The sequence below is a fragment of the Pseudogemmobacter sp. TB195 genome (assembly GCF_058313095.1).
The window spans coordinates 1-15120 of sequence record NZ_JBZEGG010000014.1; the positions used below are offsets into that span (position 1 = coordinate 1).

The 15120-nt window shown below is 64.0% G+C and carries 13 protein-coding genes, 1 other RNA gene and 2 pseudogenes; 8 read left to right on the forward strand and 8 right to left on the reverse strand.

The window, feature by feature from the left end:
• Positions 1 to 85: 85 nt before the first annotated feature.
• From AC4FS3_RS14965 to gatC, 7 genes and pseudogenes are all read right to left on the reverse strand, one after another.
• Positions 86 to 217: pseudogene (locus AC4FS3_RS14965) on the reverse strand (ATPase); the annotation flags it as partial.
• 180 nt (positions 218 to 397) lie between these two features.
• Positions 398 to 991: pseudogene (locus AC4FS3_RS14970) on the reverse strand (IS21 family transposase); the annotation flags it as partial.
• 330 nt (positions 992 to 1321) lie between these two features.
• Positions 1322 to 1742: RNase P RNA component class A (gene rnpB / locus AC4FS3_RS14975), an RNA gene on the reverse strand.
• A gap of 34 nt (positions 1743 to 1776) precedes the next feature.
• A complete protein-coding gene (locus AC4FS3_RS14980) occupies positions 1777 to 2457 on the reverse strand; it encodes an N-acetylmuramoyl-L-alanine amidase (protein ID WP_491021234.1) in 681 nt (226 codons plus the stop codon).
• Entirely contained in the window at positions 2454 to 3227 is a 774-nt protein-coding gene (locus AC4FS3_RS14985; RefSeq protein WP_491021235.1) for a hypothetical protein, read from the reverse strand. The genes AC4FS3_RS14980 and AC4FS3_RS14985 overlap by 4 nt, the downstream gene beginning before the upstream one ends.
• Positions 3228 to 3317: 90 nt before the next feature.
• Complete coding sequence (gene gatA / locus AC4FS3_RS14990) at positions 3318 to 4802, reverse strand: Asp-tRNA(Asn)/Glu-tRNA(Gln) amidotransferase subunit GatA (protein ID WP_491021350.1); 1485 nt, start codon at positions 4800 to 4802, stop codon at positions 3318 to 3320.
• Positions 4803 to 4804: 2 nt separating this feature from the next.
• Positions 4805 to 5092: an Asp-tRNA(Asn)/Glu-tRNA(Gln) amidotransferase subunit GatC gene (gene gatC, locus AC4FS3_RS14995; RefSeq protein WP_092897176.1), complete on the reverse strand. Its 288-nt coding sequence runs from the start codon at positions 5090 to 5092 to the stop codon at positions 4805 to 4807.
• A gap of 263 nt (positions 5093 to 5355) precedes the next feature.
• Here gatC and AC4FS3_RS15000 point away from each other — a divergent pair, with 263 nt between their 5' ends.
• Positions 5356 to 6051 (forward strand): metal-dependent hydrolase, encoded by a 696-nt coding sequence (locus AC4FS3_RS15000; RefSeq protein WP_283177741.1) that lies wholly within the window; start codon positions 5356 to 5358, stop codon positions 6049 to 6051.
• Positions 6052 to 6290: 239 nt separating this feature from the next.
• Here the strand turns inward: AC4FS3_RS15000 and AC4FS3_RS15005 are convergent, their stop codons facing one another.
• The gene (locus AC4FS3_RS15005; RefSeq protein ID WP_283178787.1) at positions 6291 to 6752 is read right to left on the reverse strand and encodes a nucleoside deaminase; all 462 of its coding nucleotides are present in this window, start codon (positions 6750 to 6752) and stop codon (positions 6291 to 6293) included.
• A gap of 105 nt (positions 6753 to 6857) precedes the next feature.
• On the opposite strand from AC4FS3_RS15005, the gene AC4FS3_RS15010 reads away from it, so the two are divergent.
• The 7 genes from AC4FS3_RS15010 to AC4FS3_RS15040 all read left to right on the forward strand — a co-directional run bounded on the left by AC4FS3_RS15010 (position 6858) and on the right by AC4FS3_RS15040 (position 15012).
• On the forward strand, positions 6858 to 8306 hold the full coding sequence (locus AC4FS3_RS15010) for a pseudouridine synthase (RefSeq protein ID WP_491021236.1): 1449 nt from the start codon (positions 6858 to 6860) through the stop codon (positions 8304 to 8306).
• Between the two features lie 525 nt (positions 8307 to 8831).
• On the forward strand, positions 8832 to 9746 hold the full coding sequence (locus AC4FS3_RS15015) for a 5-bromo-4-chloroindolyl phosphate hydrolysis family protein (RefSeq protein ID WP_491021237.1): 915 nt from the start codon (positions 8832 to 8834) through the stop codon (positions 9744 to 9746).
• Positions 9747 to 9761: 15 nt separating this feature from the next.
• The gene (locus tag AC4FS3_RS15020) at positions 9762 to 10943 is read left to right on the forward strand and encodes a toxic anion resistance protein (RefSeq protein WP_491021238.1); all 1182 of its coding nucleotides are present in this window, start codon (positions 9762 to 9764) and stop codon (positions 10941 to 10943) included.
• A complete protein-coding gene (locus tag AC4FS3_RS15025; protein WP_491021239.1) occupies positions 10940 to 11899 on the forward strand; it encodes a DUF2927 domain-containing protein in 960 nt (319 codons plus the stop codon). Before AC4FS3_RS15020 ends, AC4FS3_RS15025 begins: the two co-directional genes overlap by 4 nt.
• Positions 11896 to 12621: a DUF4241 domain-containing protein gene (locus AC4FS3_RS15030; RefSeq protein WP_491021240.1), complete on the forward strand. Its 726-nt coding sequence runs from the start codon at positions 11896 to 11898 to the stop codon at positions 12619 to 12621. Before AC4FS3_RS15025 ends, AC4FS3_RS15030 begins: the two co-directional genes overlap by 4 nt.
• 156 nt (positions 12622 to 12777) lie before the next feature.
• Positions 12778 to 13875: an SPFH domain-containing protein gene (locus tag AC4FS3_RS15035; protein ID WP_491021241.1), complete on the forward strand. Its 1098-nt coding sequence runs from the start codon at positions 12778 to 12780 to the stop codon at positions 13873 to 13875.
• Positions 13876 to 13878: 3 nt separating this feature from the next.
• Entirely contained in the window at positions 13879 to 15012 is a 1134-nt protein-coding gene (locus tag AC4FS3_RS15040) for a TFIIB-type zinc ribbon-containing protein (protein ID WP_283177734.1), read from the forward strand.
• Positions 15013 to 15120 lie beyond the last annotated feature (108 nt).

The following is a 15120-nucleotide window of genomic DNA, read 5'->3' on the forward strand; positions in this document are numbered from 1 at the left end:
AGCCCTCGGCTGGAAATCACCCGTGGCCTTCGAACAATGGGCCGCCTAACATGAGCATCTCACCGGAACAGAACCGGAGCAGGTCCAGAAGATCTCCGACGATCTGGCGGGGTTCATGCTGGCGGCGCACAGCCACCGCCATGAGTTCATCATAAGCGGCGCGCATCCCGTAGAGCTTCAGCTCGCCCATTGCGGCCATGATGTCAGCACGATCCATCAGCTGGCCCTCCGCGAGCCGGGTCATAACGGACGCAATCCGCCACCGGTTCATGGGTCAGGCGCAAGGCCGGAGAGGTCAGCAGGAGAGGCGGCGGTTCCGGATCGCGCCTGCGAGACAGGAGATTGAGGATCGAAGCCATCGCGGCGCCATTGGTTCGAGCCCGATGGCTGAGGTGCCTCGCGTCTCGCGCGGATAGGACCGCACAAAGAACATCCCGCTGTGACACAGGCGAACATGGGCCACTTTGATCGTGGTCGTCGTCCCATCGATAACGACAACCTCGTGGCTCCGGTCGAACTGACAGGCTTCGCCGGGCGCAAAGCTCAGGGGCACGAAAGCAGAAGAGGCACCTGAGCTCTGATTGCGCGCCCAGTTCGAGGCGTAGCGGCTGCACCGCGTCATACCCGCCTTCATAACCAAGACCGCTCCGTCGGGGCTGCCCTCGAACCGGTGGCGGGCTGCCCCTCCACTTCGTAGATCTGTGTCAGAGACTGTCGTTCCCGGTTAGACCGCGCGGCGTTGACCCCCAGCAACCGGTTGAGCTCCCCCAGCCAGGCACCCAGCTTCGGGCGCGGCTGCACCCTCCGGGTATAGGTGAACTCGGCAATCCCGGTGCGGATCACCTTCCGCACCCCTCAGCGGATCGCTCGAGCCAATGGCGCAAGGCGCTTCGATCATCGACAGCTTCAGGTCACGGCAGATCGTCTTGATCCCCTTGCCCTCGGTAAAATGTAGCCGCCTGATTTTTGCGATTGTCTCCACGATCAGCATCCCGTGCCCGGCCTCCGATCGTCATCGAAGGCACAATGGACCCAACCCCAGGTCGGTGGGGTCCCTTTGGGACGCCGACCACCCCAGAAGCAGGGTCCTTATTGCAAGCCGGTCAACAGGACAGAGCATGAACCAAGTGGATTAGCGGTCGGCGTGCCACGTGCCGGGAGCTTCCGCAGCAACGCGCGTCGGGGGTTTTCTGTTCGGGGAGGCCGGCTGCACGCAACGGGCAGTTCCGGTTTCTCCTGGCACCCGAATCCGCTTTGGGTGGGACCGGTTTCAAAGCCTGCTCAGGCCTGCCAGGACCTGGCGGCGTTTGAAGAGGTAAGTTTGCACGGATGGCCTGTAAGCCGGATTCTGTCCAGGCAGTTGCCTGCCCTGGATGACCATTCCTCTGCCCCCGCCCTTACGGACGGGATCCAGCTGCCAACCCGGGCCTCTCGGGCTGAAGCATCCCTGCGGCGGTATCGGGCGGACCCGACCTGCCCCGCGCGAGGCCCCTATTCGGCATTGCTCCGGGCGGGGCTTGCCATGCCATTCCTGTTGCCAGGACCGCGGTGGGCTCTTACCCCACCGTTTCACCATCACCGCACCGGTCTCCGACCGAGGCCGGCGGCGCGGCTGTCTCTTCTCTGTTGCGCTTTCCCTCGGGTTACCCCGGCCGGGAGTTACCCGGCGCCCTTGCTTCATGGAGTCCGGACTTTCCTCGGCACGACGCTTGCGCGCCCCCCGCGGTCATCCGGCCATCCGTGCGAGGCGGGGCTTAGGCCCCTGCCAGGCTGTCGTCAAGCGCCATCGGCGGAAATCGCGGCCAGAACCCCTTGGGCAAGGCGGATATCCTGCGTCCCGACCGGCCCGCGGCCCCAGGGGCGGAACCGCAGGCGGAAGGCGCGCAAAAGCAGCTCCGGCTCCTGTGCCGGATCATAGCCGATCGCAGCCAGCAGTTGGCTGAAATCAGTGTCGCAATCAGCCCCTGCCCCTGCCCCTGCCCCTGCCTGAGGCCGCAGCGCGAGACCCTGACGCGCAAGGCGCTGCCAGTCGAAATGGGGGCCGGGGTCGATTTTGCGATCCGGCGCGATGTCGGAATGGGCCAGTACTCCCGCCGGGGTAATGTTCCAGCGCGCCATGATCCCGCGCAAAAGATCCTCCAGCGCCGCCATCTGCGGCTCGGGGAAAGGATGCGTGCCACGATTGGCGAGCTCGATACCGATGGAATGGCTGTTCACATCGTCAATGCCGCGCCAGGAGCTGCGCCCGGCATGCCAGGCCCGCTCGGCCTCGGAGACCAGGGCCTCGCTGCGGCCATCCTCACCGATCAGCCAATGGGCCGAGACCTCGTACTCCGGGTCACAAAGCCGCGCGCGGGCGGCCTGAGCGCTCTCCATCGCGGTGTAATGCAGGATGATCAGCGAGGGCTTCACCCCCCCCCGCCGCGCGCCGAAATTCGGCGACGGGAAGGCGGTCACTGCAATGCGGTGCGGAACGGGCGCGGATCCCAGCCACAGGCGAAGCCGTCGCCATCGGGATCAAGGCCCAGCCGATCCTTGTCCGGGCCGCCGCGGGCCAGGAAATCCTGCTGCGCCAGATCCGGCGACGGGTATTTCGCACAGGCAATCATCGGATCTTTCGAGCTGCGACCGCGACTATACATCTGCACACCCGGCGCATGGGTGGTCGCAAGCGCGAATTCAACGATATTCGGCCCGCTTTCGCCAGGGCGCACCGGCAGCGCGCCGGGCTGAACCACGACATATTCGGCGCGGTTTCGGGCGATCCGCTCGGCATCCGACGCGATGGATTCGCGGGCGGCCACGGCGGTGAAGTCATTCTCGTCCGAGATGGTCGGATTGGAATGGACCAGCTCGCCCGATTCCTCTTTGATCCCGGCCGGCGCATTGCCCCGCGGACGCGCGGCACCTGTGCTGGCGGGAGCCACGTAATTCGTATTCGGAATGATTGCGCTGACCGGCGCGGTCGGGGTGCTGCCATCAGCGCGGTCAATCGCCGCTGCCGCCGCGGTCGGATCGAAACCGGTTCTGGCCGGAGCCGCCGCAGCAGGCGCCGCAGTTTGCCCCGTGCCGCTATTGGAGCTGCGGATATAGGAGTTGTAATCCTGAAAGCCGACGCCACTGCCGGAATCGGGAACCGAAGGCGTGCAGGCCGCCAGCACCAGAACGCCCAGAACGGCAGCGCTTTTACCTGAAAACCCCGAAATGATCTGCCGGCGGGTGGTCATGGCGTCCTCATGTAAAACGGCAAAAAGTCACGCCACAGATGTGTTATCCGACCGAAAAACCGGACGGCGCGGGCGCATATCCGGCGGCAATTACCACCATTTTTGCGGCTTGGCTACAAATCCTGCTGCACGTTCCAGCACATAGGCGTGATTGAGAAGCCCGGCCTCATCCCAGGGACGCCCGATCAGTTGCAGCCCAAGCGGCAGACCTTTGGCATCCAGCCCGACCGGAACCGAGATCCCCGGCAGGCCGGCAAGGTTCACCGTCACGGTGAAGACATCGTTGAGATACATCTCGACCGGATCGGCCGAGGCCATCTCGCCCAGACCAAAGGCCGAAGAGGGTGTCGCGGGCGTCAGGATTGCATCGACGCCATCCGCGAAGACGGTCTCGAAATCCTGTTTGATCAGGGCGCGGACGCGGCGGGCGCGGTTGTAATAGGCGTCATAAAAGCCCGCCGACAGCACATAGGTGCCAATCATGATCCGGCGCTGCACCTCGGAGCCGAAGCCCTCGGCGCGGGTCTTTTCATACATCTCGGTGATGCCATCACCCGGGCCCAGTTTGGCGCGATGCCCGTACCGCACCCCGTCATAACGGGCGAGGTTCGACGAGGCCTCGGCGGGCGCGATCACATAATAGGCCGGCAGCGCATATTTCGCATGCGGCAAGGTGACCTCGCGCACTTCGGCGCCGGCATCTCTGAGCATGGCAATGCCCTGCTCCCACAGCGCGTCGATCTCGGCCGGAATGCCGTCAAGACGGTATTCCTTCGGGATGCCGATGACTTTGCCGCGAATATCACCGGTCAGGGCGGCCTCGAAATCGGGGACAGCAATCTCGGAACTGGTCGAATCCTTCGGATCATAGCCCGACATGGATTGCAGAAAGATCGCCGCGTCCCGCACCGATTTCGTCATAGGTCCGGCCTGGTCAAGGCTGGACGCGAAAGCGATCACCCCCCAGCGGGAGACGCGGCCATAGGTCGGCTTGATGCCCACAATACCGGTAAAAGCCGCCGGCTGGCGGATCGAGCCGCCGGTATCGGTGCCGGTCGCCGCCAGACAGAGATCTGCCGCGACAGCCGAGGCCGAACCGCCCGAAGATCCGCCCGGCGTCAGTTTGCGGTCATCGATCTTCCAGGGGTTCACGGCGGGGCCGTAAACCGAGGTCTCATTCGACGAGCCCATGGCGAATTCGTCCATGTTCAGCTTGCCAAGCATCACCGCGCCGTCAGCAAAAAGCTTCGTGGTGACGGTCGATTCGTATTCCGGCTTAAACCCTTCGAGGATCCCCGAAGCGGCCTGAGAATTCACGCCTTTGGTGCAGAAAAGATCCTTGATCCCCAGCGGGATGCCGCACAAAGACGGCGCGTCCCCGGCTTTGAGCCGCGCATCCGCTGCCCGCGCCTGTTCCAGCGCGATCTCGGGGGTTTTATGCACGAAAGCGCCAAGCGCATCGCCCGCGTCAATCGCGGTCAGGCAGGCCATGGTCAGATCGACGGCGGAAATCTCGCCTTTACGCAGCGCATCGCGCGCCTTTTCGATCGTCCAGCTGTTCGACTCGGAGGTCATGCTCATTCCACCACCTTCGGCACGGCAAAGAAGCCTTCACGGGCTTCGGGGGCATTTTTCAGAACCTGGGCCTGGATATTGCCATCGGTCACGACATCCTCGCGCCGGCGCAGCCGCATCGGCGTGACCGAGACCATCGGCTCGATGCCGGTCACATCGACCTCGTTCAGCTGTTCCATGAAAGTGAGAATGCCGGAGAGATCGCGTGCAAGATCGGGAAGCGCTGCTTCCTCAACCCGGATGCGGGCAAGTTTCGCCACTTTCCGTGCGGTATCAATGTCGATGGACATGGATCAGACCCTTTTAAGCTCCGGCCCCGTTTAGCGAGCGCTTGGCGGCTGCGCAAGGCACAGGCTGGGTTGGACAAAGGCCGGGCAAGGCAAAGGCAGCATCCTGTCTCCCTGGCGGGCCTGCGCCTCCGGCGGGACTATATTTGTCAGGGGAAATGACGGCAGCCTCGTCATTTCGAACCGCCCGGTTCGAAAAAGACTGGAAACCTGTCACAATGGGCGGGTAAAGTCTCTTCCGCACAATCATAACAGGAGGTGCTGCTGTGAAAATCACCTGGCTCGGACATTCGGGTTTCCGTATCGAGATCGAACAGGCGGTTCTGCTGGTGGATCCCTGGCTGACCGGCAACCCTGTCTTTCCGGCTGAGGCGCGTGCCGATGCGGTGGCGGGTGCCACGCATATTCTTTTGACCCATGCCCATGGCGATCATGCCGCCGATGCCGCCAGCCTGTCGAAGGAATTGCAGATTCCGGTGGCCTGTATCCATGAGGTCTCGGTCTGGCTGAACGGCCAGGGTGCCTCGACCATCGGCTTTGGCAAGGGCGGCACCATCGACTGCGGCGGCGCCAAAGTGACGATGGTGAATGCCACCCATTCGGCCTCGGTCGATTTCGGCGGCGGCGCGCTTTTGCCGGCCGGATCTGCGGCGGGCTTCATGATCAAAGGCGAAGGCCGCACCATCTATGTGTCGGGAGACACCGATATCATGGCCGATATGGCCTGGATGGGCGAGCTGCATCAGCCCGAGATCGGCATTCTCTCCTGCGGCGGGCATTACACGATGGATATGGCGCGCGCGGCCTGGGCTGCGCGGAAATATTTCAACTTCCGCTGTGTGATTCCCTGCCATTACAAGACCTTCCCGCTGCTGGCGCAGAATGCAGATCCGTTGCGCGCCGGCCTGCCGCCCGGCGTCGAAGTGATTGAGCCCGTGGTGCTGGAGCCGATTTCGTTCTGACCCGACTGGCGGAAGAAAGGCCGCCATGCAGAGCCGCCATCAGGGGCGATGCTCTGCGACAACTCAGCCCTGCGGCCACGATCATCGCGGCGGCCGCAAGGCGTTGTCCCGGCCCCTCTGACCGGGCGTGACGTGCTGCGCAAAGTGGTGCGTCTGGCATTTGCGGCGGGTATCGTCACGGCTGCCAGCGCCCTGCCCCGCGCTGCCCCACAAATTCCAGCTTTAAATTTGCCCAGAGTTCAGCCCTGGCTTTCGCGCCGGGCGGTAAAGAAATCGCGCAGCAGCCGCCCGGCCTCGACCTCGCCGATTCCATCCAGAACTTCGGGCACGTGATGGCATTGCGCATGACTGAAGACACGCGCGCCCACCGTCACGCCGCCGGATTTGGGATCCGCCGCGCCGTAAACCAGCCGCGCGATCCGCGCCGCCGAAATCGCGGCTGCGCACATCGGACAGGGCTCCAGCGTCACATAGAGAAGACAGCCTTCCAGCCGCTCCTGCCCAAGGCGCCGGCACGCCTCGCGGATCACCAGCATCTCTGCATGTGCGGTCGGGTCTTTCAGCTCGCGCGTCCGGTTCCCGGCCCGGGCCACAACCTCGCCCGCGCCAGAGACCAGTACCGCCCCCACCGGCACCTCGCCGCGCAAGGCCGCCGCCCGCGCCTCTTCCAGCGCGAGGCCCATATGGGATCGAAAGACCACGCCGCATTGTTCTTTCATCTGTCCTGAAATATCCTTGGGGGCCACGAGTCAAAAATCCTGGGGCGCCAGCCCCGGCTTCTGCTCTCCCTCAAAAGGTCGCCTCCCATGCCGGAAAACACAAGTCCTCCCGCCCGGGAACCGAATGGGACGCCCGAAGGCGAGCGCATTGCCAAGTTGCTGTCGCGCCGCGGCGTCGCCTCGCGGCGCGAGGCCGAGCGGCTCATCGAGGCAGGCGAAGTCACCGTTAATGGAAAGATCATCAGCAGCCCGGCGCTGAATGTGACCGGAACCGAGCGCATCACCATTTCCGGCAGGCTGCTGCCCGAAGAGGAAGAGGCGCGGCTCTGGCTTTATTATAAACCCGAAGGGCTTGTGACGAGCGCCTCCGATGAAAAGGGCCGCGACACTGTTTTCGATCACCTTCCTGAAGATATGCCGCGGGTGATGTCGGTCGGGCGGCTCGACCTCAATTCCGAGGGTCTTTTGCTGCTGACGAATGATGGCGGGCTCAAACGGCGGCTGGAACTGCCCTCGACCGGCTGGCTGCGGAAATACCGGGTGCGCGTCAATGGTCAGGCCGATGACCTGAAACTGCAGATCCTGCGCGATGGAATCACCATCGAGGGCGAGCGGTTCAAGCCGATGCAGGTCACCATCGACCGTCAGCAGGGTGCCAATGCCTGGCTGACCGTGGGCCTGCGCGAGGGCAAAAACCGCGAGATCCGCCGCGCTATGAACGCCATCGACCTTTACGTGAACCGGCTGATCCGGGTCTCTTACGGTCCCTTCCGGCTGGGAAGTCTGGAACCGGGCCAGGTCGAAGAGGTCAAGGCCCGCGTGCTGCGCGACCAGCTGGGCGAGATCGCGGCGGACGAGGCGGCAGCAGAAGCCCCACGCAAGCGCCCTGCGATGACGCGGGTGCGGGCCGGAAAACCAGTACCGGCAAGACCAGCAGCGGGCAAAACCGACCGCGCCGGGGCCGAACGCGCCTCCCCCACGGCCCGTCCCGTCAGATCCGCCAGTGCGACCAGAACCGCCAGTGCGACCAGGACCGCCAGCGCTGACAGACCGGCCAATGCGACCAGATCGGCCTTCCCGGCCACGGAAAGGGGCGCGCGCACGGCCGCCTCGGCGTCGCGTGCAACAACGGGCGCCACATCCAACGACGCGGCCGGAAAACCAGCCACCGCCAAAAAGAAGTCCGGCCTTACCGCACGCGAATATTTTACCCACCGGGCGGAAGCTGCCGGGCGCAAAGACAGCGAGGGCTCTGGCGGCAGCTCCTATCAGCCAAAACCTCCCGCACGCAGCACGGGCGACGCTGCGCGTCCCGTCCGGGCTCCTGGCATGACAAATCGCCGCCCGGCATCTGCCGGTGCCGACCCGGTCTCTGACCGGTCAGCGCCGCGCAAACCACGCGCCCCGAAACTCGTCAGCACCCGCAATGCGCCGGCGACCACCGGCGCGCGCACCTCGCGCGGTCCCGCCAAAACCGGCGGTCCCACCAGGCCCGGCGGTCCTTCCGGCCGGGGCGGCCCGGGTCGCAAGGGATAGGATCCAAAGGACGCGCGCGTCTTTCGCGCGCGCAGGTTCCCCCTGCTCTGAGCCTCGCCGCACCCCGCGCCTCGCGGGGGCACTGCCGAGGCCCGGCTTACCTGCCCTCTGGCAGGGCAAGCTCGATGCGGCCAGGCATAACAGTTGTTTGCAGGCCTGGGCATGTGGCGCGGTGATGCGAGACCGGCCCAATAAGCGCAAGACATCAAGGGATTGCGCCAATGGGGCGGCCTGATTTCCCGGCCCGGGATGCCGAAATCCCTGCCCTCCATGCCGCATCGCGGCATCAGACATCCGCTTGACCGCGCTCAAAAGAGCGCGGATCAGACAGAACCGGGAATTCGGGCGGAAGATTCCCGCGCATGCGCCCTGTCTCAGACTGGCAAGCTACAGATCCATTCGCTAGGATTGCGGCAACCGACCGTTATTTCCGGAACCCAGAATGTCCGAATCCGGCCTGCGCAACCTCTCGCTGGCGATTCTGATCGCCCTTGTTTTCTATGTCGCCGGTTCGGGAGGAATGTGATGGCCGCTCAGCGCTTTGGCGGGAAGTTCAGCCCTGACGGGGCCCGACCGTCGGGATCGGGCTCCGACCCACAACCGCCAATTACGCGTGCGGCCCCGGGGACGGAAAAGCCGGCCGGTGGCTGGCGCGCCACGTTCCTGTTCCTCTCGGCCTTTGTTTTCCTCTTCCCCGCCTTTGGCGAGGAACCCGGTGCGATGCTTTTAAGCCTGATCGCCGGCGGCGGCCTGATCCTGAGCGCCAGGCTCACCCGTGAAGGTATGCGCGCCCGCGCCGCGTTTAACGCCCGCCGGGTCGCGCGCCGCCCTGCGATCCCGCGTATCCTCTTCGGCGCCCTCGCCACCGGGGCCGCATTGTTCACCGGCGGGCTGATCGGGCATGGCGTCTCGCTTTACCCGATCCTCTTCGGCCTCGCCGGTGCGGCGCTGCATATCGGCACCTTCGGCTTTGATCCCTGGACCGATAAGGGGATGGAGGGCGTCGACCGTTTTCAGACCGACCGCGTGGCCCGTGCCCTGGCCGGGGCCGAGAAGACGCTCGCGCAGATGAAAGACGCGATCCTGCGCGCCCGCGACCGCCAGCTTGAGGCCCGGGTCGATCGTTTCATCGCCCAGACAAGAAGCCTGATGCAAAGGGTCGAGGAAGATCCCGGTGATCTGACCGCAGCGCGCCGCTATCTGACCGTCTACCTGGAAGGCGCCCGCGACGCGACGGTGAAATTCGCCGATCTCTGGGCGATCCGCCCCGACCCGCAGGCCCGCACAGATTATGAACAATTGCTGACTGATCTGGAAACCACCTTTGCCAGCCGCTCGGAACGCCTGCTTGGAAATGACCGCGACAATCTCGATATCGAGATTTCCGTGCTGCGGGACCGGCTGAAATTCGAGACGCCTTCCGGCTCCAACCCTTCCTAAGTGTGAGATTTTGCCATGACCGAGAACACCACCCGCGCCGCCGCCGAGGCCACCCTGGCCGAGGTCGAGAAGGTCACCGCTGTCATCCTGCCGGAACCGGCCGGCGAAATCGTGCCGCTGGAAGCCGCTTCGCCCGACAAGGCTGCGGCGATTGAAAAGCGCATGGGCGAGCTGGATCTGACCAATACGCAGTCGATCATCTCGTTCGGCTCTTCGGCCCAGGCCGAATTGCAGGTGATCTCTCAGGAAATGCTCCAGGATGTGAAGAACAAGGATGTCGGACCGGCCGGCGACAGCCTGCGCAAAATCGTCACCACCATTCGCGGTTTCTCGACCTCAGAGCTGGACCTGCGCCGCGAAAGCTCGTGGTGGGAGCGTCTGCTGGGCCGCGCCGCGCCTTTCGCGGATTTCGTCGCGAAATATGAGGATGTCCAAAGCCAGATCGACAAGGTCACGGGCGAATTGCTCGGCCATGAGACGAAGCTTCTGAAAGACATCAAATCGCTGGATCTTCTTTATGCAAAAACCCTGAATTTCTATGATGAGCTGGGGCTTTACATCGCGGCAGGCGAGGCCAAGCTGAATGAGACCGACAGCGCATCGATCCCCGCGAAAGAGGCCGAGGTCGCGGCCGCGCCCGAGAATGACAAGATGATCAAATCGCAGGAGCTGCGCGATCTGCGCGCCGCCCGCGACGATCTGGAACGCCGGGTGCATGATCTGAAACTGACCCGCCAGGTCACCATGCAGTCGCTGCCCTCGATCCGGCTGGTGCAGGAGAACGACAAGTCTCTGGTGACGAAGATCAACTCGACGCTGGTCAACACCGTACCGCTTTGGGAGACGCAGCTCGCCCAGGCCGTCACCATCCAGCGATCGAAAGAGGCCGCAGAGTCGATCCGCGACGCCAATGATCTGACCAACGAATTGCTGAAATCGAATGCCGAGAACCTTCAGCAGGCCAACCGCACCGTGCGCGAGGAAATGGAGCGCGGCGTCTTCGACATTGAAACGGTGAAACACGCGAATGAGACCCTGATCGCCACCATCAATGAAAGCCTGCAGATCGCCGATGAGGGCAAGGCGCGGCGCGCGGCTGCCGAGGTCGAGCTGCAGAAGATGGAAACCGATCTGCGCAAAACGCTGGCTTCGGCCCGGGCACGGAGCACCGCGCCCGCCGCACAGCCGCAATCATGACGCCAGCCCGGCGCAAGCGACTGCCCCTCTGGCCTGCCACCTTGCTGGTGGCGGGCCTTTCCGCCTGTGTGTCCTCGGGTGGCCAGGCGCCGCAACGGATCGGCCCGCCGCCACCCCGCCCCCCTGTTCCTGTCGTGGTGACGCCCGAGACACCGAAAAGTGCTGCGGCCCGTGCCTATTACGCCCAGGTGCAGAACTCGCTGCTCTCGCAGGGATTGCTGCGTACCGATGGCGGCGGTGTGGATACGCCTTTCGACGCCCGCATTCTCGCTGAAAATTTCATCCGCATTGCGCTTTACGATGAATACAGTCGCGCCGGCGGGGCGTTTGCGCGCGGTGAAACTGCGTCGATCCTGCGCCGCTGGGATGTGCCGATCCGGTTTCAGATCCAGTTCGGCGCCTCTGTGCCCCAGGAGCGCCGCGCCACCGACCGCGCGCGGATCGCCTCTTATATCAAACGCCTTGCCAGCCTGACCGGCCACCCGATCACACTTGTCGATCAGGGCGGCAATTTCACCCTGCATGTCGTCTCGGAAGACGAGCGCGAACAGCTTGGCCCCATCCTGCGCCGCGAGCTTCCCGGCCTCAGCCCCCAGGATGTGGCCGATGTGACCGGCATGGCCCAGACCACCTATTGCCTCGTCTATGCGCTCTCGGACGGGGACAGCGGCAATTACCGCCGCGCGGTGGCCGTGGTCCGGGCCGAACACCCCGATCTTCTGCGGCAATCCTGCTATCATGAGGAAATCGCGCAGGGCCTCGGGCTCGCCAATGACAGCCCACGCGCGCGGCCCTCGATCTTCAATGATGACGAGGAATTCGCGCTCCTGACCAAACAGGACGAGCTGATGCTGAAGATCCTTTATGATCCGGAGATGTGGCCGGGCATGACCGAGTCAGAAGCGGCCCCGGTGGTGAGGCGCATCGCACAACGACTGCTCGGGAGTGGCGCTTGATCCGGTTTTCCTGCCTTCTGACCGTGACCGCGCTGCTGGCCGGCGCGGGCGAAGCGCAGGAAGCAGTGCCAGACGCGCTCCTGGCCGAACAACACCCGCCAGGCGCTGAAATGTCACCGGCAGAGGTGGCGCAGACTGGCAGCCTTGGCTGGTTGCAGGCGCAATCGGATTTCGCACTTGAGTTCCGTGATGCGGGCCGGATCACCCTCGCCCCGGGCGGGGTGATTGCGGTCGATCCGCTGACCTGGTCGGACGCCTGGGATCTGCCCTGGATCGAGGTGCCCGCCGGCGAGGCACGGTTTTTACTGGCGCTTGACCAGGACGAAGGGCGCGTCTCGAAGGCGCTGCTGGTCTTTTCCGATGCCGCCCCGTCCTGTGGCGATGATGTTGCCACAATCCCTGTCGATACCGGGCTTGCGGGCTTTTTCGACAGATCCATGGCGGCGGCCGTGACCCGCTCGGCCGGGATCCTCGGCCCGGAAAAAGATCTCTATAATGGCTGGTTCGACACGATGATCGGTGAAGTCTGGGTGGTCGGCCATATCCTGCCTCTGCCCGACAAAACCTTAATTCCCATCGCATCCTCCGGCTGGGGCGATGGCGGCTATCCGGTCGCGCGATTGCGATCGGCCACTGGTGAGACTGTCGCCCTTTTTGCCGATTTCATGGGCAAAAACGCAGAGGGCGACTGGCTCCTGCCTCCGGATTGCGGCACGTCATGACCGGCGCGCGGGAAGATGCAGACCGGATCGGCGATGAACAAAGCGACATCAGGCCCCGCCGGGCGAAATTTCCCCTTCAATCCGGGCGCATGCGCGCTATTTTGACAAAGGCAGATGCGGCGCCGCCGGCCCGCGCGTGACAGAAAGGCTGAACCCATGGTCTTCGACTTCCTCAGGGGCGAGTTTATCGATGTCATCTCCTGGCTCGATGACACCCGCGACACCATGGTCTGGCGCTTTGAGCGCCGCGGCCAGGCGATCAAATACGGCGCGAAGCTCACGGTGCGCGAGGGCCAGGCGGCGGTCTTCATCCATGAGGGTCAGCTGGCGGATGTCTTCGGCCCCGGTCTCTATCAGCTTGAGACCAACAATATGCCGATCCTGACGACGCTTCAGCATTGGGATCACGGCTTCCAGTCGCCGTTCAAATCCGAGATCTATTTCGTCTCGACCACGCGGTTCAACGACCAGAAATGGGGCACGAAAAACCCGATCATGGCGCGCGATCCGGAATTCGGCCCGGTCCGGCTGCGGGCCTTCGGGACCTATTCGATGCGGGTCGCGGATCCCGGTAAATTCATGACGGAAATCGTCGGCACCGATGGCGAATTCACCGCCGACGAGATCTCGGTACAGATCCGCAATATCATCGTCCAGGCGGCGAGCCAGGTGCTGGCGGGATCGCAGATCCCGGTGCTGGATATGGCCGCGAATACCGAAGACCTTGGCAAGCTGATTGCCGGTGCCATCACCCCCAAAGTCGCGGAATACGGGTTGAGCATTCCGGAATTCTATATCGAAAATATCAGCCTGCCGGAAGAAGTCGAGAAAGCGCTCGACAAGCGCACCTCGATGGGTGTCGTGGGCGATCTGAACAAATATATGCAGTTCAACGCAGCCGAAGCGATGGGCAACCCCAGCTCGGGGGCCGGCTCTGCGATGGCGACCGGGGCAGGCATGGCGATGGGGATGGGCATGGCCCAGAATATGGGCCCCTGGGGGGCGCAGCCCGCCGCTGCCTCGCATGCACCGCCGCCCCCGCCGCCGGTTGGCAAGGAGTGGCATCTTGCCGAGAACGGCGCCACCAAAGGCCCGTTTACCGAAGCGCAGCTTTCCGGGCTTGCCGCCTCGGGCCAGCTTGCACGCGGCACAATGGTCTGGGCGCAGGGGATGGAGGGCTGGAAACCCGCCGCCGAGACCGAACTCGCCCGCCTCTTTTCGCATCTGCCGCCGCCGCCCCCGCCCGCAGGCTGACCCATGCCCGCCAACGGAGAACACCGCTGGCCCTGCAGCCAGTGCGGCGCGCAGCTGCGCTATGCCCCGGGCCAGCGCGATCTGGTCTGCGAACATTGCGGCAATCACCAGCGCCTGCCCGATATCGCCCTTGCCGATCAGGACCGGGCGCTGGTCGAACATGACCTCGCCAAAGGGCTCGCCGACGATCTGTCCTCTTCGGCGATGGAAGTGGTGCGGACCACGCGCTGCACCTCCTGCGGGGCGCTGATCGAGATGATCGGTGCCAGCCACGCCACCGAATGCCCTTTCTGTGCGACGCCTGTGGTAACCTCGACCGGCGAGACGAGGCAGATCAAACCCCAGGCGCTGATCCCCTTCGTGCTTTCCGAACGCGAGGCACGTGAAGCCCTGGTGAAATGGCTCGGCTCGCTCTGGTTCGCGCCGAACCGGTTGCTGGAATATACGAGGCGCGGGCGGGCGATGAACGGCGTCTATGTGCCCTGGTGGACTTTTGATGCCGAAACCCGCTCGCGGTATTCCGGCAGCCGGGGTGATGCCTATTACGTCTCGCGCACGGTCACGGTGAACGGCAAACGCGAGACCCGCCAGGAGCGCAAAATCCGCTGGACCCCGGTCTCTGGCCGCGTCGCCCGCGACTTCGATGATGTCGGAGTGCTGGCGTCGCTGAGCGTGCCGGCGCGCTATGCGAATGAGCTTGATCCCTGGGATCTGAGCAAGCTTGTCCCCTATGCGCCGGATTATCTCGCCGGATTTTCGGCCGAGGGCTATACAGTGCCGCTGGAACCCGCGAGCCTCCAATCAAAGCAGAAAATGGCCCGCGTGATCGAAACCGATGTGCGCCGCGACATCGGCGGCGATGAACAGCGGATCTCCGGCATTGACACCGATTACAGTGGCGAAACCTTCAAACATATAATGCTGCCGATCTGGATGGCGGCTTATAAATACAACGGCAAAAGCTATCAGTTCCTCGTCAATGGCCAGACCGGCGAAGTCCAGGGCCAGCGCCCGTGGTCGGTCTGGAAAATCGCACTCGCAGCTGTGGCGGCGGCCCTGGTTGCGGGCGCCGTGCTCTATCTGATGAAGGACGGCGATATCAGCATTGGCGGCAATGCGCTCGACTGGCTGGACTGAGTCCTGGACTGAGCCCTGGACTGAGCCGGGCTTTGCCAGCCTTCGCCTCCGGCGGGAGTATTTAAGTCAAGAGGAAGCCGGCTTTTTCCTCTTGATCAAAATACTCCG